This is a genomic window from Ruegeria sp. CE9 (assembly GCF_056537425.1).
Genome location: NZ_JBQFRO010000004.1, coordinates 20,592 through 47,465 on the forward strand (window position 1 = coordinate 20,592; position 26,874 = coordinate 47,465).

The 26,874-nt window shown below is 60.8% G+C and carries 30 protein-coding genes; 6 read left to right on the forward strand and 24 right to left on the reverse strand.

From position 1 onward, the window contains the following. The first annotated feature begins 7 nt into the window (after positions 1-7). From ACR0B3_RS09400 to ACR0B3_RS09410, 3 genes are read left to right on the forward strand one after another with little or no spacing between them, the layout of a single operon-like run. Positions 8-1,378, forward strand: a complete 1,371-nt coding sequence (locus tag ACR0B3_RS09400) for a pyruvate dehydrogenase complex E1 component subunit beta (protein WP_480808835.1) — start codon at positions 8-10, stop codon at positions 1,376-1,378. Further along, the gene (locus ACR0B3_RS09405; protein ID WP_480808836.1) at positions 1,378-1,638 is read left to right on the forward strand and encodes a hypothetical protein; all 261 of its coding nucleotides are present in this window, start codon (positions 1,378-1,380) and stop codon (positions 1,636-1,638) included. Before ACR0B3_RS09400 ends, ACR0B3_RS09405 begins: the two co-directional genes overlap by 1 nt. 1 nt (position 1,639) lies before the next feature. Next, entirely contained in the window at positions 1,640-2,941 is a 1,302-nt protein-coding gene (locus ACR0B3_RS09410; RefSeq protein ID WP_480808837.1) for a pyruvate dehydrogenase complex dihydrolipoamide acetyltransferase, read from the forward strand. A gap of 71 nt (positions 2,942-3,012) precedes the next feature. On the opposite strand, the gene cysE is transcribed toward ACR0B3_RS09410, so the two are convergent. Continuing rightward, the gene (cysE, locus tag ACR0B3_RS09415) at positions 3,013-3,822 is read right to left on the reverse strand and encodes a serine O-acetyltransferase (RefSeq protein WP_170758423.1); all 810 of its coding nucleotides are present in this window, start codon (positions 3,820-3,822) and stop codon (positions 3,013-3,015) included. Between the two features lie 86 nt (positions 3,823-3,908). Here cysE and ACR0B3_RS09420 point away from each other — a divergent pair, with 86 nt between their 5' ends. Continuing rightward, positions 3,909-4,247 carry a TraR/DksA C4-type zinc finger protein gene (locus ACR0B3_RS09420; RefSeq protein ID WP_170686148.1) on the forward strand — a complete coding sequence of 113 codons (339 nt, stop codon included), beginning with the start codon at positions 3,909-3,911 and terminating at the stop codon, positions 4,245-4,247. Here ACR0B3_RS09420 and ACR0B3_RS09425 read toward each other — a convergent pair. From ACR0B3_RS09425 to ACR0B3_RS09500, 16 genes are all read right to left on the reverse strand, one after another. After that, positions 4,228-4,524, reverse strand: coding sequence for a DUF7742 family protein (locus ACR0B3_RS09425; RefSeq protein ID WP_480808838.1), 297 nt, complete (start codon positions 4,522-4,524; stop codon positions 4,228-4,230). The genes ACR0B3_RS09420 and ACR0B3_RS09425 overlap by 20 nt on opposite strands. Continuing rightward, positions 4,521-8,507 (reverse strand): baseplate multidomain protein megatron, encoded by a 3,987-nt coding sequence (locus ACR0B3_RS09430; protein WP_480808839.1) that lies wholly within the window; start codon positions 8,505-8,507, stop codon positions 4,521-4,523. Before ACR0B3_RS09430 ends, ACR0B3_RS09425 begins: the two co-directional genes overlap by 4 nt. Beyond that, positions 8,507-8,947, reverse strand: a complete 441-nt coding sequence (locus tag ACR0B3_RS09435) for an NlpC/P60 family protein (protein ID WP_480808840.1) — start codon at positions 8,945-8,947, stop codon at positions 8,507-8,509. The genes ACR0B3_RS09430 and ACR0B3_RS09435 overlap by 1 nt, the downstream gene beginning before the upstream one ends. Continuing rightward, complete coding sequence (locus tag ACR0B3_RS09440) at positions 8,947-9,831, reverse strand: DUF2163 domain-containing protein (RefSeq protein ID WP_480808841.1); 885 nt, start codon at positions 9,829-9,831, stop codon at positions 8,947-8,949. The genes ACR0B3_RS09435 and ACR0B3_RS09440 overlap by 1 nt, the downstream gene beginning before the upstream one ends. After that, a complete protein-coding gene (locus ACR0B3_RS09445) occupies positions 9,831-10,463 on the reverse strand; it encodes a phage distal tail protein, Rcc01695 family (protein ID WP_480808842.1) in 633 nt (210 codons plus the stop codon). Before ACR0B3_RS09445 ends, ACR0B3_RS09440 begins: the two co-directional genes overlap by 1 nt. Positions 10,464-10,475: 12 nt before the next feature. Next, entirely contained in the window at positions 10,476-11,138 is a 663-nt protein-coding gene (locus ACR0B3_RS09450) for a phage tail tape measure protein (RefSeq protein ID WP_480564070.1), read from the reverse strand. Further along, positions 11,125-11,334 carry a rcc01693 family protein gene (locus tag ACR0B3_RS09455; protein WP_170374019.1) on the reverse strand — a complete coding sequence of 70 codons (210 nt, stop codon included), beginning with the start codon at positions 11,332-11,334 and terminating at the stop codon, positions 11,125-11,127. Before ACR0B3_RS09455 ends, ACR0B3_RS09450 begins: the two co-directional genes overlap by 14 nt. Further along, positions 11,331-11,645, reverse strand: coding sequence for a gene transfer agent family protein (locus ACR0B3_RS09460; protein WP_480808843.1), 315 nt, complete (start codon positions 11,643-11,645; stop codon positions 11,331-11,333). Before ACR0B3_RS09460 ends, ACR0B3_RS09455 begins: the two co-directional genes overlap by 4 nt. Beyond that, entirely contained in the window at positions 11,645-12,058 is a 414-nt protein-coding gene (locus ACR0B3_RS09465; RefSeq protein WP_170374021.1) for a phage major tail protein, TP901-1 family, read from the reverse strand. The genes ACR0B3_RS09460 and ACR0B3_RS09465 overlap by 1 nt, the downstream gene beginning before the upstream one ends. A 20-nt stretch (positions 12,059-12,078) precedes the next feature. Continuing rightward, positions 12,079-12,492 carry a DUF3168 domain-containing protein gene (locus ACR0B3_RS09470; RefSeq protein WP_480808844.1) on the reverse strand — a complete coding sequence of 138 codons (414 nt, stop codon included), beginning with the start codon at positions 12,490-12,492 and terminating at the stop codon, positions 12,079-12,081. Continuing rightward, positions 12,489-12,827: a phage head closure protein gene (locus tag ACR0B3_RS09475; protein WP_480808845.1), complete on the reverse strand. Its 339-nt coding sequence runs from the start codon at positions 12,825-12,827 to the stop codon at positions 12,489-12,491. The genes ACR0B3_RS09470 and ACR0B3_RS09475 overlap by 4 nt, the downstream gene beginning before the upstream one ends. Further along, a complete protein-coding gene (locus ACR0B3_RS09480; RefSeq protein ID WP_480808846.1) occupies positions 12,824-13,423 on the reverse strand; it encodes a head-tail connector protein in 600 nt (199 codons plus the stop codon). The genes ACR0B3_RS09475 and ACR0B3_RS09480 overlap by 4 nt, the downstream gene beginning before the upstream one ends. A gap of 172 nt (positions 13,424-13,595) precedes the next feature. Continuing rightward, complete coding sequence (locus ACR0B3_RS09485) at positions 13,596-14,774, reverse strand: phage major capsid protein (RefSeq protein WP_480808847.1); 1,179 nt, start codon at positions 14,772-14,774, stop codon at positions 13,596-13,598. Between the two features lie 29 nt (positions 14,775-14,803). Continuing rightward, a complete protein-coding gene (locus tag ACR0B3_RS09490; RefSeq protein WP_480808848.1) occupies positions 14,804-15,349 on the reverse strand; it encodes an HK97 family phage prohead protease in 546 nt (181 codons plus the stop codon). Between the two features lie 26 nt (positions 15,350-15,375). Beyond that, a complete protein-coding gene (locus ACR0B3_RS09495) occupies positions 15,376-15,594 on the reverse strand; it encodes a GTA head formation protein, RCAP_rcc01685 family (protein WP_170724052.1) in 219 nt (72 codons plus the stop codon). Next, complete coding sequence (locus ACR0B3_RS09500; RefSeq protein ID WP_480808849.1) at positions 15,587-16,747, reverse strand: phage portal protein; 1,161 nt, start codon at positions 16,745-16,747, stop codon at positions 15,587-15,589. Before ACR0B3_RS09500 ends, ACR0B3_RS09495 begins: the two co-directional genes overlap by 8 nt. Positions 16,748-17,004: 257 nt before the next feature. Between ACR0B3_RS09500 and ACR0B3_RS09505 the strand changes: the two genes are divergently transcribed. Beyond that, positions 17,005-17,778: a hypothetical protein gene (locus ACR0B3_RS09505; protein ID WP_480808850.1), complete on the forward strand. Its 774-nt coding sequence runs from the start codon at positions 17,005-17,007 to the stop codon at positions 17,776-17,778. A 104-nt stretch (positions 17,779-17,882) separates the two neighbouring features. Here ACR0B3_RS09505 and ACR0B3_RS09510 read toward each other — a convergent pair whose 3' ends face one another. Then, complete coding sequence (locus ACR0B3_RS09510; RefSeq protein ID WP_480809122.1) at positions 17,883-19,253, reverse strand: DNA-packaging protein; 1,371 nt, start codon at positions 19,251-19,253, stop codon at positions 17,883-17,885. Between the two features lie 433 nt (positions 19,254-19,686). Continuing rightward, positions 19,687-20,574 carry a DMT family transporter gene (locus tag ACR0B3_RS09515; RefSeq protein WP_480808851.1) on the reverse strand — a complete coding sequence of 296 codons (888 nt, stop codon included), beginning with the start codon at positions 20,572-20,574 and terminating at the stop codon, positions 19,687-19,689. A gap of 327 nt (positions 20,575-20,901) precedes the next feature. Between ACR0B3_RS09515 and ACR0B3_RS09520 the strand changes: the two genes are divergently transcribed. After that, the gene (locus tag ACR0B3_RS09520; protein WP_480808852.1) at positions 20,902-22,161 is read left to right on the forward strand and encodes a DEAD/DEAH box helicase; all 1,260 of its coding nucleotides are present in this window, start codon (positions 20,902-20,904) and stop codon (positions 22,159-22,161) included. A gap of 113 nt (positions 22,162-22,274) precedes the next feature. Here ACR0B3_RS09520 and mltG read toward each other — a convergent pair whose 3' ends face one another. From mltG to ACR0B3_RS09545, 5 genes are all read right to left on the reverse strand, one after another. Then, on the reverse strand, positions 22,275-23,432 hold the full coding sequence (mltG, locus tag ACR0B3_RS09525) for an endolytic transglycosylase MltG (protein ID WP_480808853.1): 1,158 nt from the start codon (positions 23,430-23,432) through the stop codon (positions 22,275-22,277). Beyond that, positions 23,433-24,698, reverse strand: a complete 1,266-nt coding sequence (fabF, locus tag ACR0B3_RS09530; protein ID WP_170693637.1) for a beta-ketoacyl-ACP synthase II — start codon at positions 24,696-24,698, stop codon at positions 23,433-23,435. A gap of 208 nt (positions 24,699-24,906) precedes the next feature. Next, positions 24,907-25,650 carry a 1-(5-phosphoribosyl)-5-[(5-phosphoribosylamino)methylideneamino]imidazole-4-carboxamide isomerase gene (locus ACR0B3_RS09535; protein WP_480808854.1) on the reverse strand — a complete coding sequence of 248 codons (744 nt, stop codon included), beginning with the start codon at positions 25,648-25,650 and terminating at the stop codon, positions 24,907-24,909. 123 nt (positions 25,651-25,773) lie between these two features. Next, positions 25,774-26,313, reverse strand: a complete 540-nt coding sequence (locus ACR0B3_RS09540; RefSeq protein ID WP_480808855.1) for a GNAT family N-acetyltransferase — start codon at positions 26,311-26,313, stop codon at positions 25,774-25,776. A gap of 142 nt (positions 26,314-26,455) precedes the next feature. Beyond that, positions 26,456-26,689 (reverse strand): acyl carrier protein, encoded by a 234-nt coding sequence (locus tag ACR0B3_RS09545; protein WP_008756330.1) that lies wholly within the window; start codon positions 26,687-26,689, stop codon positions 26,456-26,458. Between the last annotated feature and the right edge of the window lie 185 nt (positions 26,690-26,874).

Genomic DNA, 26,874 nt, shown 5'->3' on the forward strand with positions numbered 1-26,874 from the left:
ATAAGACATGGCAACCGAAATTCTTATGCCCGCCCTTTCGCCCACAATGGAAGAGGGCACGCTGGCCAAATGGCTGGTCAAGGAAGGCGACACCGTATCCTCGGGCGACATCATGGCCGAGATCGAAACCGACAAGGCGACGATGGAGTTCGAAGCCGTCGATGAAGGAATCGTCGGCAAGATCCTGATCGACGAAGGCACCGAAGGGGTCAAGGTCAACACCCCCATCGCGATCCTGGTTGAAGAAGGCGAAGACGCCTCCGCCCTGCCCGCGGCTGCGCCTGCAGCCGCAGCGGCGACCGAGGCCGCCCCTGCGGCGGTTGAGGCCCCCGCTCCTTCCGCCGCCCCAGCCGCTCCGGTCGTTGACCTGTCGCCGGATTGGCCCGCCGATGCCGAGATGAAGTCCGAAACCGTCCGCGAAGCGCTCCGCGATGCGATGGCCGAGGAAATGCGCGGCGACGGAGACGTCTACCTGATGGGTGAAGAAGTCGCCGAATATCAGGGTGCGTACAAAATCAGCCAAGGTCTGCTGGACGAATTCGGCGCCAAACGCGTGATCGACACCCCGATCACCGAGCATGGCTTTGCCGGTATCGCCGTGGGTTCAGCCTTTGGTGGCCTGAAACCGATCGTCGAGTTCATGACCTTCAACTTCGCCATGCAGGCGATTGACCAGATCATCAACTCTGCCGCCAAGACGCTCTATATGTCCGGCGGTCAGATGGGCTGCCCCATCGTGTTCCGTGGCCCCAACGGTGCCGCCGCCCGCGTGGCCGCGCAGCACAGCCAGGACTACGCCGCGTGGTATATGCAGATCCCCGGTCTGAAAGTCGTCATGCCCTACTCGGCAGCCGACGCCAAAGGTCTGCTGAAATCGGCGATCCGCGACCCCAACCCGGTGGTCTTCCTGGAAAACGAAATCCTCTACGGGCGGTCCTTCGACGTACCGCAAGTGGATGACCTGACCATCCCGCTGGGCAAAGCCCGCATCTGGCGCGAAGGTTCGGACGTGACCATCGTCAGCTTCGGCATCGGCATGCAGTATGCTCTGGAGGCCGCCGACAAGCTGGCCGAAGAGGGCATCAGCGCCGAGGTCATCGACCTGCGCACCATCCGCCCGATGGACACCGGTGCGATCATCAACTCGGTGATGAAAACCAACCGTCTGGTGACCGTCGAAGAAGGCTGGCCGCAAGGCTCGGTCGGCAGCTATATCAGTTCGGTCGTAATGCAGGAGGCGTTCGACTATCTCGACGCGCCGGTCATCAACTGCACCGGCAAGGATGTTCCGATGCCCTACGCCGCGAACCTCGAAAAGCTGGCGCTGATCACCACGGAAGAGGTGATCGCGGCAGTCAAGCAGGTGACCTACCGGTAATGGAGATCAGGGGCCGCGATCCAGCAACCGAATGCTACCGGGTCGAGATTGATCTCGACGACCGGACCGTGCGGGCGCTTGTGCCCGAGCGGTTGGCGGCGGATATGCGGTTGATCGGCGCGCGCCCCTCTCACCAGACAGCTTATGTCTGGATCGCTGAGAACAAAGATAAAATCGAGGCTGCGATTGCGACGCTCGCACGCGGCACCGGGCGCCCAAGGGCGCCTTTTGACCAAATTACTTTGATTGAGGAGCGCTGAGATGCCCACCGAAATCCTGATGCCCGCCCTGTCCCCGACGATGGAGGAAGGCACGCTTGCTAAATGGCTCGTCAAAGAAGGCGACACCGTCTCCTCCGGTGATCTGCTGGCCGAGATCGAAACCGACAAAGCCACCATGGAGTTTGAGGCCGTTGATGAAGGCGTCGTCGGCAAGATTCTGATTGCCGAAGGCACCGAAGGGGTCAAGGTCAACACTGCCATCGCGGTTCTGCTGGAAGATGGCGAAAGCGCCGATGATATCGCGGCCGCGCCTGCCGCAGCTCCCGCGGCTGCACCAGCCGCCGCAGGCAACGAGGCTGCCGCGCCAGCGGCACCCGAGGCGCCTGCCCCAGCCCCGGCTGCGCCTGCCAAGGCCGACGGTGGACGCATCTTTGCCTCGCCACTGGCCCGTCGGATTGCCGCGCAAAAGGGCCTCGACCTCACGCAGATTGCCGGTTCGGGTCCACATGGCCGCATCGTCAAGGCAGATGTCGAAGGCGCAACAGCATCCGCGCCTGCGCCCGCCCCGGCGGCTGCCGCCGCTGCACCAGCACCTGCCGCTGCTCCGCCCGGCCCGTCGGCAGACATGGTCGCTCGGATGTACGAGGGACGCGAATACGAAGAAATTCAACTCGACGGCATGCGCAAGACCATCGCCGCACGTCTGTCCGAGGCGAAACAGACCATCCCGCATTTCTACCTGCGCCGGGATATCAAGCTGGATGCGCTGCTGAAATTCCGCAGCCAGTTGAACAAGCAACTCGAAGGCCGGGGTGTGAAGCTCAGCGTCAACGACTTCATCATCAAGGCCGTCGCCAACGCGCTGCAACAGGTGCCCGAGTGCAATGCCGTCTGGGCGGGCGATCGTGTTCTGCAACTGAAACCCTCGGACGTTGCTGTTGCGGTCGCTATTGAAGGCGGGTTGTTCACGCCGGTTCTACAGGACGCCGACACCAAGTCGCTTTCCGCGCTCTCGACCGAGATGAAAGACCTCGCCGGTCGCGCCCGCGAACGCAAGCTGGCCCCGCATGAGTATCAGGGCGGCACTTTCGCTGTCTCGAACCTCGGCATGTTCGGCATCGACAACTTCGACGCCATCGTGAACCCGCCACACGCAGGCATTCTCGCAGTCGGCACCGGGCTCAAGAAACCCGTCGTCGGAGATGACGGGGAACTGACGGTCGCGACCGTCATGTCCGTCACCATGTCAGTCGATCACCGGGTCATCGACGGCGCGCTTGGCGCTCAGCTGCTGCAAGCCATCGTCGACAATCTGGAAAACCCGATGGTTATGCTGGCCTAAGCCTATCATTACACGCACAAAAAAGGCCGCCTCGATCCACGAGGCGGCCTTTTTCGTCTATTAACTATTAATTACTGGTCTTTCCCCAGCATATGATCCATCGAGATCGACGGCTGATCGCACCCGGCCTCGCCCACGATCTTGGCGGGAATACCAGCAACGGTCGTACACGCCGGAACCTCTTGCAGAACCACCGATCCGGCGGCGATACGGCTGCAATGGCCGACCTCGATATTACCCAGCACCTTGGCGCCCGCGCCGATCAGAACGCCGTCACCAATGGTGGGATGGCGCTGTTCTTCTTCCTTGCCGGTCCCGCCCAGCGTCACCGAATGCAGCATCGACACATTGTCACCCACAACCGCAGTCTCGCCGATCACGATAGAATGCGCATGGTCGATCATGATGCCTTTCCCAATGCGGGCCGCAGGATGGATATCGATCCCGAATATCTCGGATGAGCGCATCTGAAAGAAATAAGCCAGATCATGCCGCCCCTTCTTCCATAACCAATGCGCCACACGATAGGCCTGCATCGCCTGATACCCTTTGAAATAAAGGATCGGCTGAAGCAAACGGTGGCAGGCCGGATCGCGCTCATAGACGGCCATCAGGTCGGCGCGCGCTGCCTCGATCAGTGAATTGTCATCGGCATAGGCCTCATCCACGATCTCGCGCAGCACCATCATCGACATCTCGTTCGAACACAGCTTCGCCGAAATACGATAAGATAACGCCCTTTCCAGGCTGCGATGGTGCAGGATACAGGCATGCACCAACCCACCCATCAAGGGCTCTTTTTCGACTGCGGCGTGGGCCTCAGAAGTGATGCGATCCCAAACAGGGTCCACAGGTGTCACTCGGCTGCGCGTTTCAAACATGGCTTTTCATCCTTTGCTGCGCTTAGAATAGCCATCTAGTCGTAAAAATGCCAAACGCAAACCCTTGATATGCATTACAACAAAAAATGAACTCGGCCGATCTTGAACATTTCAGACAGCTTATCAGCCAGCGGCTAAGCGATCTCGAGGCACAATCCGCCGCCGGACAGGACGCGCAATCCGTGGTGGAACTGGATCAACAGGCAGTGGGTAGGCTTAGCCGAATGGATGCGTTGCAAAATCAGGCCATGGCCAAGGCACAGCAAGCCCGGCGCGACACCGAAGTGCATCGGCTTCAGGCCGCTCTGATCCGAATGGATGAAGGCGAATTCGGTTATTGCGAGGACTGCGGCGAGGAAATCGCACGCGGACGGCTGGAATTGGACCTCGCTGCCTCAAAATGCGTCAGCTGCGCCTCTGGTTAGTCTGATACCGGATCAATTTTCGCAGAACTATCTCGAAACACTGACAATAATCCAGATCGTCGAATCTCGGCTCATCTGCCAGAGGTCGGCTGCGCGCAGCCGCCATAAGTGAGCCATTTCCGTAAATAGGATGCAGCCGCCCGGTCCGGGCGACATGCTGATCTGCCGTCTCTGCCTCAGTTATCATAAGCGTACTTAGCCTGTCACGCTCGGGCAGCGGCACGGCCAATAAGGCCCGCGCCGCCGCGCTGATGTCTCCATGCAGAACCGGCCTCACTGTACGCCGACCGAAAGGCGTGCAAACGCCCCGGGCCCGTAGGTCGCCGAAACCTGCGCGACTGTAATGTCGTAAGGCCCAGACACCCCGTCATCGGCTTTCATCGCGGTAGAATACTGCCACGCTGGAGTGCTCACGACCGTTTCACGCACCAACGCTCCGTCGGCGAAGACCCGGATCAAGTAGGATTCGCTTTCTTCCCCCAAAGGCACGTCCAGCGCACCCCAATCGTCGCCATCGATCCGTGTCCGGCGCACCCATGATATATCATCGCCAGCGGCAGACCCAGCGACTCGCAGATGCGCCGGCGCATATGGTCTTAACCCGTTACCATCAAACGCTTCGACCTGATGCACATAGGCCGGATCCTCATAGCCGCGGGTTGCAGGACCGATGCGATAATGCTTTGCCACACGCCGTTCGGTCCGCAGCAATCCGGTCTGATAGACACGTTCATCCAGCAGCACAAAGGTGGACCCTTCAGGCCAGACATCAGGTATCAGGGCATCTGTCCCCAGCTGCCCGCGCAATCGGCCAGACAGGTTGTAGATACCAGTCTCCTGCAAGGTCGCATCCGAGAACTGAAACACTTCCCAATTGCCCGGCGTCCCATCTCCGATGGCGGCCAGATTTGCCCCGCTTAGAAGCGCCGAGCGGGGACGAGACTCCAGCACGCCATCGATCAGATTGACCTGCAGCGGCGCCCCTTCATCCCAAAGCCCAGCGCCAGCGCGTCGCAATGGCGTTTCAGTGAACCCAATCACCGCCTGCCCAGCGATCACCTGATGCAGCGTATAGTCCTCATCCTGAGCGGCCGAATAGACAGCCACGTTACCGGGCCACGGCTCGGCCGAGATTGCCAGATAGGGCGCGTGCGGCGCTTCCGACCCGGTGATCAATGGCAGGTCCAGGAACACCGGCAGAACCGGCACCGGAGCGATGAACGGCTTGGCCGCCACCACATCATCCAGCACATCAGAAGGCGTATAAACGTCGGGTTCGATGCGTACCGCATCCGCCAACTGCATCTCGGCCTGTTCCAACCGGTCGATCCGATAAAGGGCTCCTTCCCCGGCATCCGGCAGACGCACCACATCCCCGGCCCCGACATTCAACAGCGATGGCGGCAGAGCAAAGCGCGCCGTCGCTCTCGAAATGCGGGATTCGCTCAGCCAGCGCTCGACCGTTTGCCGCCCCTCGGCGCGGGTCATCGACAGAGGCATTTCGTTGACCGCAACCGCATGGGTTTTGTCATCCGGCAGAACAGCCTCTTCCGCGACCACATCGTGATCTGCATCCGACTGAACGAACCGCAGACGCACACGCCCGGTCATCTCGGCCTCAGCCTCGCGCCGATGTTCTACCGACCCGTCGATATCTGCGCTGATGGCGATCTGCTCGGGGTCAATGTCAACGGCCCGACGCCCATCGCGGGTTCTAAACTTCAGAACCCCGTCCCGCTCGATCGCATCGAACCCATAGCGCAGCATCAGCGGCTGCAAGGCCTGCCGGGCGTTCATTACGTCCTCAACCGCGTATCCGCGCACCACACCGAAGAGCTCGGACACATCAATCGCCGTCACCCCCGCTGCATGGCAAATCTCAGTCACGACCGAGGCCAAAGTCCGCGACCCGGATCGCCCGTTCAGCCAATGCCCACGCGCATAGTTATCTCCATCCGACCATTGCGACCGCAGGTTCGGGAAGGTTGGAAACGGACGCGCATCCCAGGCCCAGACAAAGGCGTTCGACATGTCCACCATCGGACCGCCATAGATGTCCGAGACCGGGTTGATTTCAGGATCACCCCAATAGCCAAGGATGGCCCGGAGGTACTGAACCATGATAAAGTCGTCCCGCACACCGTTGGAATAATTCGGCAAATCCGATTCCGATGATTTCGGGTCAAGAAACTTGTTCGGCTGGTTGGTCCCCTTGTCGATGGCTGCACAGCCCAGTTCGGTGAACCAGATCGGCTTGGTCTCCGGCACCCAATCCGTTGGGGTTTCCTGCCGTACGCCTCCGATCCGCTCATGATGTCGGTTGGCCCACCAGTTACGGACATCCTTGTACCGCCAGACCCATGGTTCGCCATGCGCCTCATCCGTGATCGGGCTTCTGATCTGCGCTTCAGCTTCCGCGGGCGAGGCATAGTACCAATCATACCCCTCGCCGCCTTCGATATTGCCGCGCAGATAGTCCAGATCGTAGATCGACCCGTTCGACACCTCGGCATCCAGATGCGAGGCGCCATCCCGCCAATCAGACAGCGGCATATAGTTATCGATACCGACGAAATCGATATTCTCATCGGCCCATAGCGGGTCGAGGTGGAAATACCGGTCTCCGCTGCCGTCTTGCGGCTGATATCCGAAATACTCGGTCCAGTCAGCGGCGTAGCCGATCTTGGTCTCCGGCCCCAAGATCGCGCGCACGTCTGCCGCCAGAGACCGCAGCTCCTCAACCGCCGTAAAACCCGACGCGCCCCGGATTTGCGTCAGCCCGCGCATTTCCGAGCCAATACAGAACGACTCAACGCCGCCCGCCGCCTTACACAAGGCCGCGTAATGCAGAATGAACCGCCGCAAGCCCCATTCACCGGGGCCGCTGTAAGACACGTTCCCGCTGCCGACGGTAAAGTGCGAGGCCCGCGCCGTGCCAAAGAACGCCGCCACCTGCGTATCCGCATCGGCTGTCTGATCGGGTGAGCCCGGCCGCCCCGGAGCAACATCCAGCGTAATCCGCCCCCGCCATGGCAAATGCGGCTGATCCGGCGCATCCGACCAGGGATCGGGCAGGCCGTTGCCCTCGGACTGCTCCATCAGAATGAACGGGTAAAACATGACCCGTTTGCCTTGGGCTTTCAGGTGCTGGATCGCCTGCACGACCGCCCTATCCGCCGGCGTGCCGCCATAGACCGGGCGTCCATCCTCCCATTTGACCTGCCCTGCCGCCGCGCGGGACAGGCCCGAAACGCTCCAGGGCATGTTTGCGCCTTCGATATTCTTGCGCTCGACCTTGGGGCGGATCTGGCATTCTCCGCAGCGCAAATCATCACCGAACCACGACACAATCAACGAGGCCGCCTCGCATCCCGGCAATTCGCGGCTCAGCGCGCGGGTCGAGGTCACAAGATCGGACTTGCCTGACGGCGAATTGACATTCGCTGCCCAACTGCGTCCCCGGCCCTTGGTGTAATTGACCTGTGACGCCGCCAGCGCGTATTCGCCCGTCCCCGGCATCAAGGCCACACCCTTGATGGCCCGAGACAAGGCATCTTCGGCATCCGGCATTCCGTCCTGTTCCTGCCGCACCACCTCGAACGAAAACTGCGGCACCCGGTTGCCAAAGGGGGCTAGCGCCAGATCTTCGATCACCACATAGGCCGTGCCGCGATAGGCAGGCACCGTTCCTGCCCCTTCAACCGCTTCGATTAGCGGGTCGGGCAATTGCTCATGATCCCCGTGATAGATCCGCATGTTCAGCGTTCTACGCTCAACCTCTTCGCCATCGGCCCAAACGCGCGTGACATCCGCAACCTCGCCTGCGCCGACAGCAATCGCCAGTGATACCGAATAGCTATAGCTATGGGTCGTCGTAGTCGTCGTCACTTCGACGGGCTTCGGCTTGCCTTTGCCGCCACCGCCACCACCCGAAGTTTGGGTCGAGGTCGAGGTCGATCTGGTTTCCAGAAAGTCCGAGGCCCAGATGACCTGCCCGCCAACTCGCATGCGGCCAAAAACCGTTGCAATTGGCGCGCCTTCACCGGTTTCGGTCAGGCGAAAGCGGTCCAAGCGGCCGGTCTCGACCACCTCGCTGCCGCCACCCAACACGGATTGGCTTGCCATCAGGCGATTGTCGATCACCCGGCCCAGCGTCGCACCTACAGCGCGGCCAATCACCGCCGTCGACAGCCCCGCGACCGACCCACCGATAGATCCGCCAATTGCCGCCCCGGCGGCGGACAGAAGAATTGTAGCCATCAGAGGTCCTCCAGCGGGAATTCAAAGCAAGCAACAACGCGGCGACGCCACGGTTCGCTCAGCGTGTTTTCAACAACCCCATGCCCTGTATAAGCGTGGATGAACCGCGTCGGGTCATGGGCACTGACGATGCCCAGATGTTTGGCGACCGCCGCATCCCGCATCCGAAACAGCAGCACATCGCCCGGAGCCATGTCCTCGGGCGATTTCTCGATCAGATGACGACGGGCGGCGGCCCACATGCGTTCCTCACCCTGCGGCTCGGACCAGTCCCTGCTGTAGACTGGCACCGCTTCGGGCTCATGCCCCACTGCAGCGCGCCAAACACCCCGCAGCAGGCCCAGGCAATCCGCACCCGCGCCTTGTACCGAGGCTTGATGCACATAAGGCGTACCCAGCCATCCGCGCGCCTCGTCCACGATGTCTTGTTTTGTCCGCATCACCGTCTGCTCCCCCCTCTGTGCTGACTGCTGCGCTTGGGTACGGCCATGACCCAATCTTCATGCGGCAAATCCGGGAAACCCTGAAAGTTCAACATGTTGTTGAATTTGAACTGGCATGTGGTTATGCGCTTGTCGCACCCGGCAGTCAGCTGAACCCGGTCGCCGACCGCCAATCCGCTGCCGATCGTTGACCACACCGTAACATCCCGCCCATCTCGAACCGGTTCATCCAGCTTGATCGACGCCCAAAGGCCCTGCGCCACGCCGTCCAGCACATCCAGCCTGCCGCGCTCGAACCATCCTGCGTCAGAACTCTCCGCGCCTTGCAAACGCAACACCGCACCGTCCAACGAGACAATTACGGCCTCGGCACGATAGCCCGGTGTCTCAAGGGCAAACCGGCAGTCGTTATCGCCCAGCACAGCCGTGCAGGGCTTCTGGTAAATCCGCCCCAATGGCCGGTTCAGCAGATCGGTCAACCCGCGCAATTCCGCATGAAACGCCCCACCCGCGCGCCGCAACTCGCCAATCGAGCCGCGAAACTGCAGCATCCTCTGCTCTGGATCGGCCCAGTTGACCAGCCAGGCCCGCACCTCGGCCCCGTCAAAGCGCCCCGCCTCGATATCCTCTTCCCGGACCGAGGCATCAGACAGCGCGCCCATCGCCTCGGAATTGTCGATCGACAAGCCCGTCGCTTGCTCAATCGCCGCAGCCGTCAAACCGGTGCTGGCCTTGAAGACAAGATCGTCAAAGCGCAGCTCCATGTCGTGATCCGTGAAGCCATAGACCTGTCCATCGCTGCGCGTGATGGCCCAGCAACGGCAGGTGGTGGTCAGCCCGCTTTGTAAATGCGCCTGCAGCGCCTGTTTGTCCCCGCCCATCAGACCCGAACCTCGACCACCGGCACATTGGGAACGTCGCCCGCCTGAAAGCTGGCCACGCTGGTCTGGATCTTGTCGGTGTCGAACCGCACCGGCACATCGAACTCAAACCCGGCTGTAATCTCAACCTGCTCAGGCGGCGGGGCCGAGAACATCACGCGCCCGGTCGCCAGATCGACCTCAAAGTCCACGCCCTCACGCTGCGCGTCCTGATCCAACCCCAGTGTCACAGTGCCCAGCACCGGCTTCAGGATCGGCCTCACATAGCTGAACCCACCCGAGCTGTAGGTCTTGATCAGCTGAAATCCGGTCGTCTCGCCATCCCCGCGCGCGATCACCTGATCGCCCTTGTCGACCTCAGCAGTTGCTGCGCCCGACTTGAAATCCGACCAGTCCTTCCAGCGGAATCCAAACATCTGCCCCTGCCGCGCCTCAAAGAACGAGATCAACGTCTCGACATCGTCCAGCGACCGCATCCCCAGACCCGCATCATAGCGTCTGCGAGAATGCGCCCAGGGCGTGTTGCGTTCCTCAAACCCATTCGCCAGCGTCACAATATCCGTGCGCCGCTCTGGCCCGCCGACCGAGCCGAAGCTCAGGCTGGCCGGAAATCTCACCTCATGGAAATTCATAACTTGCTCCCCTTATCTGTTGCGATTGCCACGGCCCAAGGCGCGGCTCATCTGCGCCGCGATCTGACCTTGCGAGCGGCGGAATCCCTGCACATCGGGTGTGGAGATATTCATCACCACATTCACCGCCCGGCCCCCGCCTTGTGTCCGCACGCCCAGCTTGCCATCCGCGCCGCGCGCCAGCGGCATGATCGCCTCGGGACCCGCCTCACCCATCAACCCGGTGCCGCCGCGCATCGGGAACATGGTCGGGCTGCTGACGATGCCACCATTGGCAAACGGCATCACCCTGCCTTGGGAAAAACTGCCGCCATCGGCAAAGGGCAAAATGCCCTGCACCAAACCGCCCACCCCATTGGCCAGCATCCCGCCAAAGTGATCCGTCACCGGCTTGATCGCCGCCGAATAGGCCGTGCGGATCATCGAGTTCTTCAGCACATCCAGCGCGCCCGACAGGTTCATTCCGTCCAGCACCACGCCATCAAATGCCTTGCGCAACCCGCCGGACATGCCGCGCTCCAGCGTGGCCACATCCTTACCGGTCTCTTCAAACGCCGCCTTGATCCGCCGCATCTGACCATCAAAGGCCGAGGCCATGGTGGCGGCATCCCCCAGCGCATCGCCCAGTGCCTCTCCCCGCTCCTGCAGGTCGTCAAAACCCTCACGATCCGTCATCACGCTCTCCTTGTGTCTTGTCCGGATAGGCCGCCAGCAGCGCATCCAGCCCCGCCCGGTTCATCGCAGGCATCCCCGCGCCCTGCCCCAGCATCAGCCGCAGCTCGGCCGGGGTCAGACGCCAGAACTGGTCCGGCGTCAGACGCAGGCCGAGGAACCCGGCCCGCATCAGTACGGGCCAGTCAAACCCGCTCACTCGGGCACCATGAAGGCGCGCGCCAGCAATTCGGCAGCCGCCTTGGCCCCCGCCATCGGCCCGCCCGCGATCTCCGCGTGCAGCAGGTCATCGCGGGTGACCTCGGCCCCACCACCGCGCAGCCCGGCAACAAGCAAGGCCAGCACATCGCTGCTGGAATAGGCCCCGCCCTCAAACCGCTGCACCAACTCGACCAGAGACCCCGCCCGCAGCTCTTGTTCCAATTCCGCCAAAGCACCCAATGTCAGCTTGAGCACCTGCTGCTCCCCATCGATGGTCAGCGCCACCTCGCCCGTCCACGGATTGGCCATCAGAGCGCCGTAAAGCTCAGCGCACCGGCGCTTGCCATGCTCATCTCATAGGTCGCCTCACCGTTATGCGAGCCCGCATATTCGATACTGCTGACCTGGAACGGGCCTTCGACAATGCCGAAATCGGGGATGATCACCTGAAAGCCGGGCGTCTCGCCGTCAAAGAACAGCTGGCGCGCGCGCTCATCCGTGCCTTCATCCTTGAACACGCCCGAGCCCGAGATCGAGGCCGATTTGACCCCCGCCCCCGAGAGCAACTCGCGCCACCCGCCTTGACTTTCCAGGCTGGTGACATCCACACTTTCCGCGTTGAAACTGATCCGCGTGGCGCGCAGGCCCGCGATGGTCTCGAATAGACCGGTGCCGTTCATATCCACTTTGACCAAAAGGTCTTTTCCGTTCTGGGCAGCCATATGCTCTCTCCGTTGATTGCTTAGTCATCTTCCACGCGGGCGCGGAATCTCAGATCGATCTGGCGGATTGCTCCGCCGGTTCCAGTGCGGCGGGCTGAGGCGCGTTCGAACCACAGCCCGACAAGATGGCCCCGGTTCAGCGTCAGCGCTGCACCTTCCAGCGCGTCACACACCGCGCCTGCCAGCGTCTTAGCCGCACCAAAACCCGCCGCCTCGGACACCACCGAAACCGTGAACCGATGCACCGCACCCGAACCGGATCGGTCCGACGCCTCGCGCACCTCTTCCGGGCCAAGTGTCACGTAGGTCTGCGGCAACACCCCCGAAGGCACCGCGTCATAGATCGCACCACCCGAAAGGGCGCTGAACTGCGCATCGCCCGCCAATTGTTGAAACACCGCCGCCTGCAAAGCGGCTGCAACGCCATAGCTCATGCCGCCACCTCTTCATCTGCGAAACAAGTCAGGTACTGGCCGCGCCCGTCACGTTCAGCCACCGCGCGGATCACGAACCGGCGCGCCCCCTCAACAAACCGTTGATCAGGCGTGGGCCGCATGGATGATCCCTCGGGTGCGCCTCGGACTACGATCCGATATCCAACCCGCGACACCGAGGCGCCACCGACCGACCGCTCCGCCCCGCTGCGCGCCGTCACCTCGGCCCAAAGCGAGCCCAGCGCGGCCCAGGTCTCGGTGTATCCACCCGCGCCGTCGGCGCTGCGCACCGGAGCCTCAAGCACTAGTTTGCGGTTCAATCGCGGCGCGCTCACTGCGTCACCCCTGCGCCGAAGCGCACTGTGCGGTAACGCTGGATCAGACTGGTCACACCAAACGGCATGCACCCCGCGCCCAGCGCCGTCTCGTCGCGATATTCGTAATAATGCGCCGCCAACAGCAGCACCGCCTGGCCCAGATCAGCGGGCAATCCGCCCCAATCCGCAGCCATCCCGGCGGTGAAAGCAATCTTCACCGCGCCGCCGGTCCTGATCGTCGGCAAAGCAGAACCCGCAGGGCGCAACCGAGGGCGCTGCGCATCACGCTCCAACCGGAAAGCCGCCGCCTCAAGCACGGTCTCACCCCCCGCCGCATCCGTTAGCGTCACCGCGTCGATACCCACCACCGGAGCCACCGGCAGCACCTCGCCCGCTGCATCGCGCCAGCCGTTCAGCGACCACGAAAACCCACGAGCGATCAGCACCTTACCGGTGCGCGCCTCAATCGCCGCAATGGCCGCACGCAGAAAGCCATTCAACACCTCGTCCTGCACATTGCCCTCAGCAAAGCCTGTGCCCAGCCTCAGATGCGCCTTGAACTGATCCACCGGCAGCGCCGCATCCGCGATGGCGGTTTCTTCGATCAACATCATCCATTCACTCCGCAATCTCGGACCCCTCCGGGGCCGTAACTTCAGGAATTGACGGGCACGCGCCGCCCCACGTTGCTCGGACGGAGGGGAGCAGCTAGACAACGCGGGGGATCTCACCCCGGCCCGCGCCCGCCGCCCGAGGGGCCTTGCAGCCCCCCGGATTCAGCCCGCTTTAGGCGGTGCCGAATTTCACCAGCTTGATCGCAGCAAAATCGCTCACGTCGCCGCCCACGCGCTTGGTCGCGTAGAACAGGACATGCGGCTTGGCGCTGAACGGATCGCGCAACACACGCAGATCGGGACGTTCGGCAATGGTGTAACCCGACTGGAAGTCACCAAAGGCAATCGAGTAGCTGTCGGTCGCTGCATCCGGCATATCCTCGGCGATCAGCACCGGATAGCCCATCAGACGCGCGGGCTCACCAGCGGCCAAACCATCTGACCACAGGAAGCGGCCATCGCTGTCCTTCAGCTTGCGGATTAGGCCCGCGGTTTTCGAGTTCATCACGAAAGTGCCATTCACCCGGTACTGCGCGCCCAGCGCGTAGACCACGTCCACAATCGCATCGGCATCGACGCCACCATCAATGCCCGACGCGATATAACCCAGGCTATCCCAGCCCCAGCTGCCGTTTTCCATCGTACGATGGGTCAGGATACCCTTGGGCTTGTCCACACCATCACCATTGATGAACGCCTCCGCCTCGGCGCGGGCGAACTTGTCGGCGATACGACCGGCCAGCCAGCCTTCGACATCAAACGCACTGTCATCCAGCAGACGCTGCGACGCTTTGGGCAGCGCGCTCAGCTCGTGCAGCGGGATCGAAATGCGATCAATCGATGGGGTTGAGGTCTCAGCCGTGGCCGAATTCTCATCCGCCCAACCCGCGCCCACATCTGTGTGATCGATCAACACGTCGAAAGAGTTCGCCTCGACATTCACCACCGACGCAATCGAACGGATCGAGGCGGTCGAATTCAGGACCGACTTGATCATCTCAGCGGTCTGCGGATCAACCAGAAATCCGCCATCACTGTTCACCGCCGCCGAAAGCGACTTGGCCTCAATCTCCAGCCCGCGCAGCCCGTCATCCTCGCCCGAACGCACATAGGCATCAAACGCCTTCTGGTGCGGGGCTCCGTCCTCGATCGAGGCCGCAAGATGCGGACGCGCCGCGATGGTTGATTTACGATCCAGCATGGTCAGTCGCTCTTCTGTCTGTTGCAGTTTGGTTTTAACTTCAGCCTTCAGGCCTTTGAATTCATTCACGAAGCAAGCCATCGCCTGCTTCACCTCCTGAACCAGGGGCGCACCCTCTCCGGTCAAGGCCGGGGTCTCGGTCTTGCTCATCAGCACTTCCTTTTTAGGGGGTTGAGGCGCTAGGTCCGCGCCAGCTCCTGCCGGGCGTGATCAAACACCTCAGCAATACTGCGCCAGGTGTTTTCAACGTCAGGCTCAACACCTTTCGCCGCCACCCGCGCACTGGGCAGCATCGGGAACGTCACCAAAGACACCTCCCACAGCTCCAGTTCGGTCAGGACCCGCTGGCCCTTGTCATTTTTCACGGCCCGTTTGGTGCGATAGCCGATCGACAGGCCATCCATAGCGCCTGCCCGGATCAGCTCCGCCGCCTCGCGGCCCTTCTGAGTGCTCTCCAGCAGACGCCCTTTGACCCACAGGCCGGTGTCGTCCTCGCGCACTTCATCCCAGACGCCGATGGGCTGCGCCGGATCATGCTGCCACAGCATCTTGACCCGCTGACCAGCGGCCTTGAGCCCCTCAAGCGATCCGCGATACGCCCCGCGCTGCACCACGTCACTTCCCTGATCAACCTGCCCAAACCGGCTGGCGTAACCTTCGATCACCGCATCCTCGGTCACCGACAAACCGTCTCCGAACCGTGCGAATTTATGTTCTAATTCCATGAACTTCTCCATGTAACCCGCTGACATTATGGCGTTACCGCAAGGAATGACTGAAACGCCTGCGCCAGGATCACCGCCGCCACACCATAGACCGTCAGCCACAACCGCTTCTCCAGCCGCTCCATCATCTCTTCGATCTGATCCAACCGCCGACACAGATGCGCATGCTGGATCTCGGCCACCCGCTCATGCGCGGCCAGACGCAAGCCCGGCGCGCAGTCGAACGGAGGATACCCGTCACCCATCGCCACGCTCCGGCAGCCCCAGCAACGCACGTTTCTCGGCAACGCTCAGGAACTCGGCCCCGCTGACCCGCGCCCATTGCGCATCGCGTTCCGCAGACAGCGCGGGCACCTGATCCAGATCCGGCTTCAGCACCAAATCCTCACCCGAGAACCCCGCCAGCCACTCCGACACCGATGCCGCCACCCGCGTCACCAGGGGCAGAACGGTCAGGCGATAGAACGCCCGGTTGGCCTCCTGATAGTTCGAATAGGTCGCGTCGCCCTGGATCCCCAGCAGCATCGGCGGGACCCCAAAGGCCAGCGCGATCTCGCGGGCGGCGGCTTCCTTGGTCTTTTGAAACTCCATGTCGGAAGGAGAGAACCCCATCGGCTTCCAATCCAGCCCCCCTTCCAGAACCATCGGACGGCCAGCATTCCGCGCCCCGCGATAGTTCTGCTCGATCTCATCCGACAGTCGCCGGAACTGATCCTCGGCCATCACCCCATGGCCATCGCCCTTCCACACCAGCGCCCCCGAAGGCCGCGCCGCATTATCGAGCAGAGATTTCGACCACCGAGACGCGCTGTTATGCACATCAATAGCCATCGCCGCCGCCTGCATGGGCGAGAACCCATAATGGTCATCCTGAGGATGGAACGACTTGATATGGCAGATATTTTCCGCCGCAAACCGATGCTTTTTCCCGCCCACCGCGTAATCATACGCCTTGGGCCAGCCATCCGCGCCCGGCACCACGCTCATCCGGTCGGATCGCAACACATGCAACTCAACCGGCAGCCCATCGTCGGCCTGCACCGCCTCGACATAAGCATTGCCCGACAGCAACAACTGCCCGAACATCGCCTCCATCATCTCGGCCCGCCCCTGCGCCGCATTCGGACGGCGCATGAGGGACAAGATCGGATGGGTATCAAACCGCTGCGCCTGATCCTGCAACACCAACGGCAGCGCCGCCGCCGCCTCGGCAATCAGCTTGACCGAGCGGAACCCCACCGGGTTCCCCGAAAACCCCGTCCGCGTCAGCGACACCGCGTCCCTGGGGCTCCACGCCACGCGCCCGCCCGTCTGCCACGCCACCACAGGCCCCGCCGCGCTCGCCTTCGCCTCGGGCGCTGCCTCAGCCGATCCACGACGCAAGAAATCGAATACCATCTGTGCTCCTTTCTGCCGCCGCTCTGCCCGGCTTGTTGAAAGGAGTTATGATGGAAAGAAGTTTAGGGCTTGGGAATGGAGCGTACGGGGGTTGGGCAACAACGGTCTCGACCCTTTGGTGCAATTAGTTTTGCCTACGAGATCGGATTCTTCTTTGCGAACAATGCATTTATTTGCAGCAACTTCGTCAAAGGGAGCTGTTGTTAAATTTCGGCGGGCTGTTTAGAGGTTTTCAATACACCTTCAGATTGTTCTGCATGGCAAATCGTTGGGACGGCAAATCGAGTTGTAAAACTATGAAAAAAAGTACTTTGATAAGACTATTATTAATAACCTGCTGCGCTGTCGTCGCTGTTGTGGCTTTTTTATTGGATTTGAGATCATCCTCGGCAGACCACCTCAACAGCGAGCTGACGAAAGTTGTCGGCAAAGAAGGTTCGGTTTCGCTCAAAAGTTGTAACCTATCTATCATTTTCGAGACACGAGGTCTGCCAGACAAACCAATCGCTCTGACGCGAGTTGTCTTGCGAGCAGACCTAAAGAACTACAATCTGGATACTGTACGCTTTCTTCCCTTTCCTGACAGATTTGACCTCCGCATCAACCGAGGACCTGTTGATGACCACATGCTGGCTCAGGTCGATAGTATTGTGGATGCCGGAGATGAGATGACAGAGCTGTTCGGCTCTGACGCAGAAGCCACAAAGAAATTGTTGGAAGCCGAAGGGAGTTCATTGTTCTTTCGGGTCATGGCGGAAGTTGTAGTTTCTGAGGAAGGGGCCCAAAAGCTCGTTGCTCACGACGATGCGCCGGAATTCTTTCGGTTTACAGAAGCCGTGGAGTCCATACCGATACCCACAAGTTATCGCACAACAACCACATTCGCCTCTGGCGAAGCTTCCGCCGAAACTTTTCTGACTGGGGAAGTCGTTGCAATACCGTTCCTGCAGTTTTCTGTGGGTTCCGAATACCAAGCCAAAACACTCGCACGCGCTTTCCATGAATACGCAAAGGCGTACAATTGCAACTAGTGCCTGTGACACTAATCAAGCGCCCCATTTGAAACTCGTTACAAATCGGCAATATACATCTTAGGCATCTGGCAATTGTTTAGTGTTGAAGATGCAATTTTGCTTCACAAACTCCGCACCCTAGGCCGCCGATACGCCCCCGCAGGCCCCACAACCAACTCATGGAGCGCCCAGACCAGCGCGTCGACCCGATCGGGCGAACCCTGCCCCTCGAACCCGCGCGCGGTCATCTGGCACATTTGTTCCTCCAGCGCGTCCAGCCCGGCCCCATGGCGCACCCGCCCCTGTTCGTACAAGGCCGCCACAGGCTCGGCCCGCGCGACCTTTCCGCGTGACGCCCGCACCGCACGATAAGGGATCAGAGGGTCCACCTGCCGCACGACCTCTTCCACCAGTTGCCCGCCCTGATTGACCTCGGCCACCAGCCGCTCGGCCCCGAATTCATCCATCGCGTCAATCGCCGCCTGCGCCCAGCCCGCCGGACCAACGCCCTGCACCGTCCGGTCGGCCAGCACATAGGCGCGCCACGCCTCGGGCGGCCCCTGTAGCTGAGCGCCCACGACCACGATCCCGCAAGCATCCGCATCCGCCCCCGCCGTCACCGCCGGGTCCAGCGCCACGACGATGCGGTCCAGCGCAGGCACCCGCGCGCACCGCGCCGCCTCCAGCATCGAGCCTGTCCACAGCGCGCCTTCAGCATCCGACAGCAGCACCCCGTCCAACTCCTGCCGCCCCAGCCGCGTGCCCGCGTACCGCGCGCGCACCTCGTCCAAGAAGGACTCCGCCAGATTGGCCCGGTTCGCCTCGGTCGGCGCATGGGTCTGTACGGTGGACGGCGACGCCAGCAACGCCTTCAAAACCTTCACATTGCGCGGCGTGGTCGTCACACAGACCCGAGGCTGCTCTCCCAACCGCAGCGCAAATTGCAACATATCCCAGGTCTCCCCGGCCTTCTTCCATTTGGCCAACTCATCCACCCAAGCCGCGTCAAATTGCGGCCCGCGCAGCCCCTCGGGGTCATGCGCCGAAAACGCCTGCGCCTCGGCCCCGTTGGGCCAGACCAGCTTGCGTTCGGATGCCTTCCACACAGGCCGACGATCCGGCGGTGAACACTGCAAAATCCCGCTGTCGCCAAAGATCATCACATCGCGCACCTGATCAAAGGTCTCACCGACCAAACCCACACGACGGGCCTCGCCCTTATCCAACGGCAAAGATCCCTCGACCACAGACCGCACCCACTCAGCCCCGGCCCGCGTCTTGCCAGCGCCGCGCCCCCCCATGATCACCCACGACCGCCAATCCCCCTCGGGCGGCAATTGATGCGGCAGCGCCCAGAACTCGAACAAGAAAGGGAGGGCACACAGCCCTCCCTCCCCGATCTCACTCAGAAACCTGTCCTGCGCCGCAGCAGGCGCGGAGGCGAGCCAGCCTGCACCCGATCTCAGATCGTGCCCGATCAAGGTCGAGCGCATAGCCCCCTTGGGCAATTCCGGCTTGTCTGTGATGTTGTTCGACAAAGCTTGTCTCCACTTTCTGGCAACTGCGGATCAGCCCCTCTAGCTGACCCAGTTGCTTGCCTGTTCCGGCAAGGTCTGCATCCTCCCCGGCACTGATCTGTTTTCGCAGTTCTTCCGCTGCTTGGCGCAGATCGCGAATGGATCGTTCAAGCGACTGCAACAAATCAGCCGTCTGAGAAATCCGCTCTTCCGGGGTAATCAAAGTCATGTTTGCCTGTGACCTCATGCGTGAGTTTTTCCGCACGAGAGAAACGAAAAACGGCCACCGGGTCGCCCCGGGGCCGTTGCCCACTTCTTCTAGCATGACATAATTCATACCAATAAAAGTGCGCAAAGTCAATCTGTTACGCAACATTCCCGCAACGCCCAGCGTTCGGTTCGTTAACGATCAGCCCCGCATGACCTCCAAAAACGCAGCACTCACGATCAGCGTCGCACCCAATGCCTCCCGCACCCCAAACGGCTCGCCCGAGAAGAGCGCAGCCGAGATCAGGCCAACCACAACTTCGCTCATCAGCAGCAGACCCACGCGTGCGGGCGTCAGCTTGGTTGCGGGCCAAATCGTCAGAAAGAACATCGGCAATGTGTACAGAACAGACAGCAAAGCCAACGGACCGATGCGCACCACCATATCGCCGATCATCTCCGAAGATGCCAATCCTCCGCCGAATGGAAGGCTCAGCAAAGACAGCACCAGTGCGCCCGATATAAAGGCAAAGACCTGCCCCGAAACAGAAATGCCGGACGCCCGATAAAGCCCCAGTGAGCCCATTGCCCATGTGATCCCCGAGATCAAAGCCAGCCAATCGCCAGTATTGCGAGGCCAGGGAATCCCCTGCTCTCCGCCAAGCACAATGAACATGCCACCCAAACCACACAGCAAGCCCAACAGGCGCGCAGGGCTCAGGCGCTCACCCAGAAACACCATCCCAAGGATCGTTCCCCAGACCGGTGTCAGATAAAACAACAGGATTGATCGGACGACATCCGTGTAAACCAGGCTGATGGTAAACAGGCTGAACGCGGCTCCGGTGAACATCCCGCTGAGGATGAGCCCGCGCCAGTCTTTCAACAGAGCGTGCCGTTCGCGCATCAGAAACGGCGTCAGCACGATCAGCGCGGCGGTATACATCACGATCCCCGGCCATGGACCGTCCAGCCCTTGGTCGACGAAGTACCGAACCGGAATCCAGTACAGCCCCCACATCATCCCGCCGATGACAAGGGCGATGCTGGCGGTCTTTAAATCCGCCCCCTGTAATGCTCTGAATGTCATGGTCCGACTCATAAAACCTTCCGAACCGTATCTGGCAATCGCGCAACCTCCGCAAGCTCTTGCCCGACACAGCGCTTGACAATCACGACCACAAGGCGCATGTGCCGCTCAAACACAGCGCTGACGCGTGAGCATTGGCGGGTCCACCCCGCCCCGACAGCGCCCGATTCACCCATAGTTCCCCATCACGCAGGGTTCTTGACGCGACGACCGGATGATGCAGGAAACGCCTGCGCGTCCCGAGGTCTCGCATAACCCTGTTGGTCGCGGATGCGGCCCATATGACTTGCCCGTGGGCCATTGCCTCGGGCTGCAAAGGATAGTTATTTGTTCGACTTCGATATGCTGGGCCTTGCGCCTGCCCTGAACGACGCGTTGCAACGCGCCAACTTCACCCAACCGACCCCGATCCAGAACCAGGCCATCCCGCTGGCCCTGAACGGCCACGACATTCTTGGCCTCGCGCAAACCGGCACTGGGAAAACGCTGGCCTTTGGCCTGCCGCTGATCGACCACCTGTTGGCCCAACCTGGCAAGCCCGCGCCAAAAACGGCCAAGGCCCTGATCCTTGCGCCCACGCGTGAGCTGGTGAACCAGATCGCGGACAGCCTGCGCAACCTGACCAAAAAGACCAAGATCCGTGTCGCTACTGTGGTCGGAGGTCAGTCGATCAACAAACAGGTCATGTTCCTGTCACGCGGCACCGACATTCTTGTTGCTACACCGGGCCGCCTGATCGACCTGATGGAGCGTGGCGCGGTTAATCTGGGTTCGGTCAAGCACCTCGTGCTGGATGAAGCCGACCAGATGCTCGACATGGGTTTCATCCACGCGCTGCGCCGCATCGCACCAGAACTTGGCACGCCACGCCAGACCATGCTGTTCTCGGCCACCATGCCGAAACAAATGGAAGAGCTCAGCCGCGCTTACCTGACCAACCCGCAACGGGTGCAGGTCTCACCCCCCGGCAAAGCAGCCGACAAGATCACCCAATCGATCCACTTCGTTGAAAAACCTGCAAAGCCCGCCAAACTGCGCGAGATTCTCTCGGCAGATATGGACGCGCTTACGCTGGTCTTCTCCCGCACCAAACACGGGGCCGAAAAGCTGATGAAGGGGCTTGTCGCCGACGGTTTCAACGCCGCCTCGATCCACGGCAACAAAAGCCAGGGCCAGCGCGACCGCGCCATCAAGGCCTTCCGCGCCGGTGAGGTCAACGTCCTCGTCGCTACCGACGTCGCCGCGCGCGGCATCGACATTCCGGGCGTCGCCTATGTGATCAACTACGACCTGCCAGAAGTGCCCGACAATTATGTCCACCGCATCGGCCGCACGGCTCGCGCAGGCCGCGAGGGTGAGGCCATCGCCTTCTGCTCGGCGGAAGAGGTCGACCTGCTGCGCCAAATCCAGAAGCTGATGAAAATCGAAATCCCGGTCGCCGGCGGTGAGATGCCCGAGGCGATCTCGCCAAAGAAGACCCCGCGCCGTCCAAGCAACCGTCGTCGTGGCCCCAAACCTCAGCATTCGGGCGCACCCAAACCCGGCGGTCAGAAACGTCGCCGCCCGCGTCGCGCCAAGGCGGCCTGAATAAAGAACGGCCCGGTCTCTTGACCGGGCCGTTTCAGTTTTGGGGCTGTCAATTCAAGTTGTACAAGTCGGACAACATGCCGTTTCAAGCCTGTACAACTCGGAAGATCAGATCAGTTCCCTGAACTCCGCTCCGCCTCGATCTCGCGCCATTTGGCGACGTTGCGATTGTGTTCATCCAGGGTTTCGGCGAAGGCATGGCCACCGGTCCCGTCCGCAACGAAGAACACAAAATCGGTTTCATCCGGAGCCACCGCAGCCTCAAGACTCGCAAGCCCTGGATTGGCGATCGGGGTTGGAGGCAACCCTTCGATAACATAAGTGTTCCATGGCGTTGCACGGCGCAGCTCACTCCGCCGCAGACCACGGCCCAACGTGCCCTGTCCTTTGGTCACGCCATAGATCACGGTCGGGTCTGTCTGCAGCCTCATCCCCTGATTCAGGCGGTTCACAAAAACGCTGGCCACCTGGCCACGCTCATCCGGCACACCGGTTTCTTTTTCGATGATCGACGCCAGGATCAGCATCTCTTCGGGGCTGCCCAGGGGTAGTCCGTCCTGACGCCGTTCCCATGCGGCATTGATCCTAAGCTGCTGTTTTTCCTGCATATCCGCAAGGATTTCATTCCGATCCTCACCGGGCCTGACCTCATAACTATCAGGGGCCAGCATCCCTTCGGCGGGCAGCTCGGCCACCTCACCGGTCAGCAAATCCATCGCCTTCAGCGACTCAACAACCTGCCAACTGGTGACACCCTCCGCCAGAGAAACCCGATAGCGTGTATCCGCCTCACCACGCTTCTCTGCGTAAACTTCGGGCGCGTCCTCTTCGCCGATCACAAAGGATGCAACCTCATCAAAATCCAAGGTCGCTGGGTTCAGCTCACGCACGCGGGTTTGCATACGCGTCACACCGATGCGGTATTCGATCTCCGTCCCGCAGGTGCTGGCGCCACTATGGGTGATATCATCGATGATCTGCTCCATCGACGACCCCTCACGCACCAGAAAGCTGCCCGCTTTCAATTGCTGAGATTTCTCTGTGTAATCAGAGGCTAAGCGGAAAATCAGCCCGCTGCTGATCGCCCCCTGATCCTCCAGATCACGGCTGACGCGCGTCATGTTGGACCCAGGCTTAACCTGCAGGCAGATCGCGGTTTCCAACGGACCAGACGACTTGTATTGCGACTGCCCCCAAATGACGACACCGCCCATCAAGAACAACCCAACAATCAGAATAGTCAATGCGTTCGAAGCGAGCGCTCGCCACATTTAGCTGACCTTTCCGAAGATCACACTTGCGTTGGTGCCGCCAAACCCGAATGAGTTCGACAGGGCCACGTTGATCTCACGCTCTCGTTTCGCATTCGGGGCCAGATCGATCGGAGTCTCAACCGCAGGATTGTCCAGATTGATTGTCGGCGGAGCAACCTGATCGCGGATCGCAAGGATTGAGAAAATCGCCTCAATCGCTCCAGCGGCCCCCAGCAGGTGCCCGGTTGCCGATTTGGTCGAGGTCATGGTCGCATTGCTGGCATGATCTCCCAACAGACGCTCGACCGCGCCCAATTCAATGGTGTCCGCCATGGTCGAGGTGCCATGCGCGTTGATGTAATCCAGATCTTTCGGTTCCAGCCCTGCGCTGCGCAGGGCGGCTTTCATCGAGCGTTCAGCTCCGTCGCCATCCTCAGACGGTGCGGTGATGTGATAAGCGTCACCCGACATGCCATAGCCCAGAACCTCGGCATAGATCTTGGCTCCACGCGCCTTGGCGTGTTCATAGTCTTCCAGAACAACGATGCCCGCACCCTCACCCATGACAAAGCCGTCACGGTCAATGTCATAAGGCCGGCTCGCCTTTTTCGGATCGTCCGCATATTTGGTCGACAGCGCCTTACAGGCGTTAAAGCCCGCAATGCCGATTTCGCAGATGCAGCCCTCGCCACCGCCTGCGATCATCACGTCGGCGTCTCCGGCACGGATGATGCGGCTAGCGTCGCCAATCGCATGGGCACCGGTCGAACATGCTGTCACGACCGAGTGGTTCGGCCCCTTGAACCCATGACGGATCGATACCTGACCCGAGGCCAGATTGATCAGAGCACCGGGGATAAAGAATGGCGAGACACGACGCGGACCCTTGTCGCGGATCAGGTTCGCCGTGTTGGCAATTGACCCAAGCCCACCGATCCCGGAACCGATCAGAACACCGGTGCGCAGCCGATCTTCTTCATCTTCGGGCAGCCAGTCGGCATCCTTGCAGGCCATCTCGGCCGCCGCGATGGAATAGAGGATGAAATCTTCGATCTTGCGCTGCTCTTTCGGCGGCATCCAGTCGTCAGGGTTGAATGTCCCGTCGGTGCCATCGCCGCGCGGCACTTCGCAGGCATAGGTCGTGGTGACCCCGCTTGCCACGGCATCAAATTGCGTGATCGGGCCCGCGCCGGATTCTCCGTCCAGCAGCCGTGACCAGGTTTCCTCGACCCCACTAGCCAAAGGAGTGACCAATCCAAGACCGGTTACAACGACTCTGCGCATGAAATGCCTCTTGCCTGCTTCCTGTTATGAGAACCGCTCATACCCCGGCCCGGGGTGTGGGGGCAAGAGCAACGGCACATTCTGAACCGGCATCATATCGCCATTGCCGGATCAGAGCGTTTGCCAAGTGAGTTGAAATCGCTTCGAGTGCATATAAACCGCCTAGCCCTGCAAGACGCGCTAAGCGGTTTCACCTTGACTGTTTAGCTTACTGGAATTCAGCAACAGGCTCATGCGCCAGTTTCGCAACCTCGAGCGCGTCGGCCAAATCAACGGTCTTGCGGAACAGCGCACGTCCGACAATCGCACCCGAGATGTTCGAGATATAAGCCAGGCGCGAAATGTCGTCCGACGTACGTACAACACCGCTGGCGATGATCGGTGTGCGTGATTGTTCGGCCAAACCCGAGATCAACCCAAGCTGCGCCTCGACATCCTCCATATCGCTATCGATATCGGTGACCAGAATGGCCGCAAAGGGCGCGTCGGCGAAGGCTTCAATAAAAGCTTCCGGTGTAAACGCACTTTGGCTGCGCCAGCCTTCGGTCATCACCTGACCCTGCCAAACATCCACCGCCAACACGATCTGATCGGGATAGAGCTTTGCCAGTTCTTTCACCAAAGTCGGGTCCCAGGCCGCAAGTGTGCCGATGACGATTCGACCAGCACCCTTGTTGATCCAGTATTCCACCTGTTCGCGTGTGCGCATGCCGCCTGCCAGTTGCACTGACATTTCACAGGATCGAATGATCTCTTCGACCAGTTCAGAATTGGTGTCGCGACCTTCGATGGCGTCAAAATCCGTCAGTTGCATCCACTCGGCACCCGCCGCAGACCAACTGCGGGCAGTTTCAACCGGATTCACATGCCAGACCATCGCGTCATCCAGACGCCCCTTGTCCAGCGTTACGCACCGGCCGTTCTGCAACTCCATCGTGGGGTAAATCATCATGATCCATATCCTCCGCTGAATCATCCCGGAATTCCACGATAGCATAAAGTCTCAAATTGCCGCCTTATTTCACAAGATCGGCAAAGCTCGGTCATTTTGCGGCATCAGACGATTGGATGCGTTTCACACCCGTGCAGGGGGTCCATTTCGGCGAAACAGGTGAACTTGCGTTTCGCGGTATTCCGCCTCGCGCAGCATGGTATATCCAAGCTTTTCGGCCAGCCGTTGTGAGGCTTCGTGATCCGCATCGATCAAGGCGACCAGCGGGCCGGGTATCACACGGTCAAACCAGTCATGCGCGGCCTGCACAGCCTCGCACCCGTATCCCTGCCCCTGCATCTCGGGTGCCAACACCCAACCGGCCTCGGGGAAACCATCAAAGTCGTCTCCAAGCCCGCGATTGCCGTAGAAGAACCCGGCCTGCCCGATCAAGGTACGATTCGATTGCAGCACGACACCCCATTGGCCAAACCCGGTCATCTGCCAATGTCCAGCATTACGCAAAAACTTGTCCCACGCCTCGCCACGTGTCAGCGGGGTGCCGCCGATATGGCGCACAACATCTGGATCACGCCAAATCTCGGCGAAGCGATTGAAATCTTCAGGGCGCATCGCACACAAAGTCAGACGCGCCGTATTGATCATCGGGGTGGATCTTATCATGCCCGTGCCCGCTCTGAATTGTATGCCTCAGACTGCAGAGTGCGAAGCACGGCCCACATATGGCAAGCATGAATTGTGGCAGGCACAAAAAAACGGCGCCTCCGTTGCCCGGAAGCGCCGCTTTTCTATCAGTCAGTTAAGCTTAGGAAGCTTCGCTGATGAATTTGACCGCGTCGCCAAACGTCTGGATGGTTTCGGCGGCGTCGTCCGGGATCTCGATGCCGAACTCTTCTTCGAATGCCATTACCAGCTCAACGGTGTCCAGGCTGTCTGCGCCCAGATCGTCGATGAACGAGGCGTTTTCAGCAACCTTGTCCTCTTCAACACCCAGGTGCTCAACAACGATCTTCTTTACGCGATCTGCGACGTCGCTCATGTCTATTCCTCATTTCATTTCAGGGCTGTCCGCCCGGTTCTGCCCTTGCCCGTTCGGGATGGACTTGTTTTGCCCTTTCCGGGCGGTTTGGGTCCCGGGTCCCCGGGAAATCAGAGAACCGGCCCTTGGACCGGTTCCTGCGCATATGCGCCGCCTATAACACAGACAACGCACAAGGCAAACGC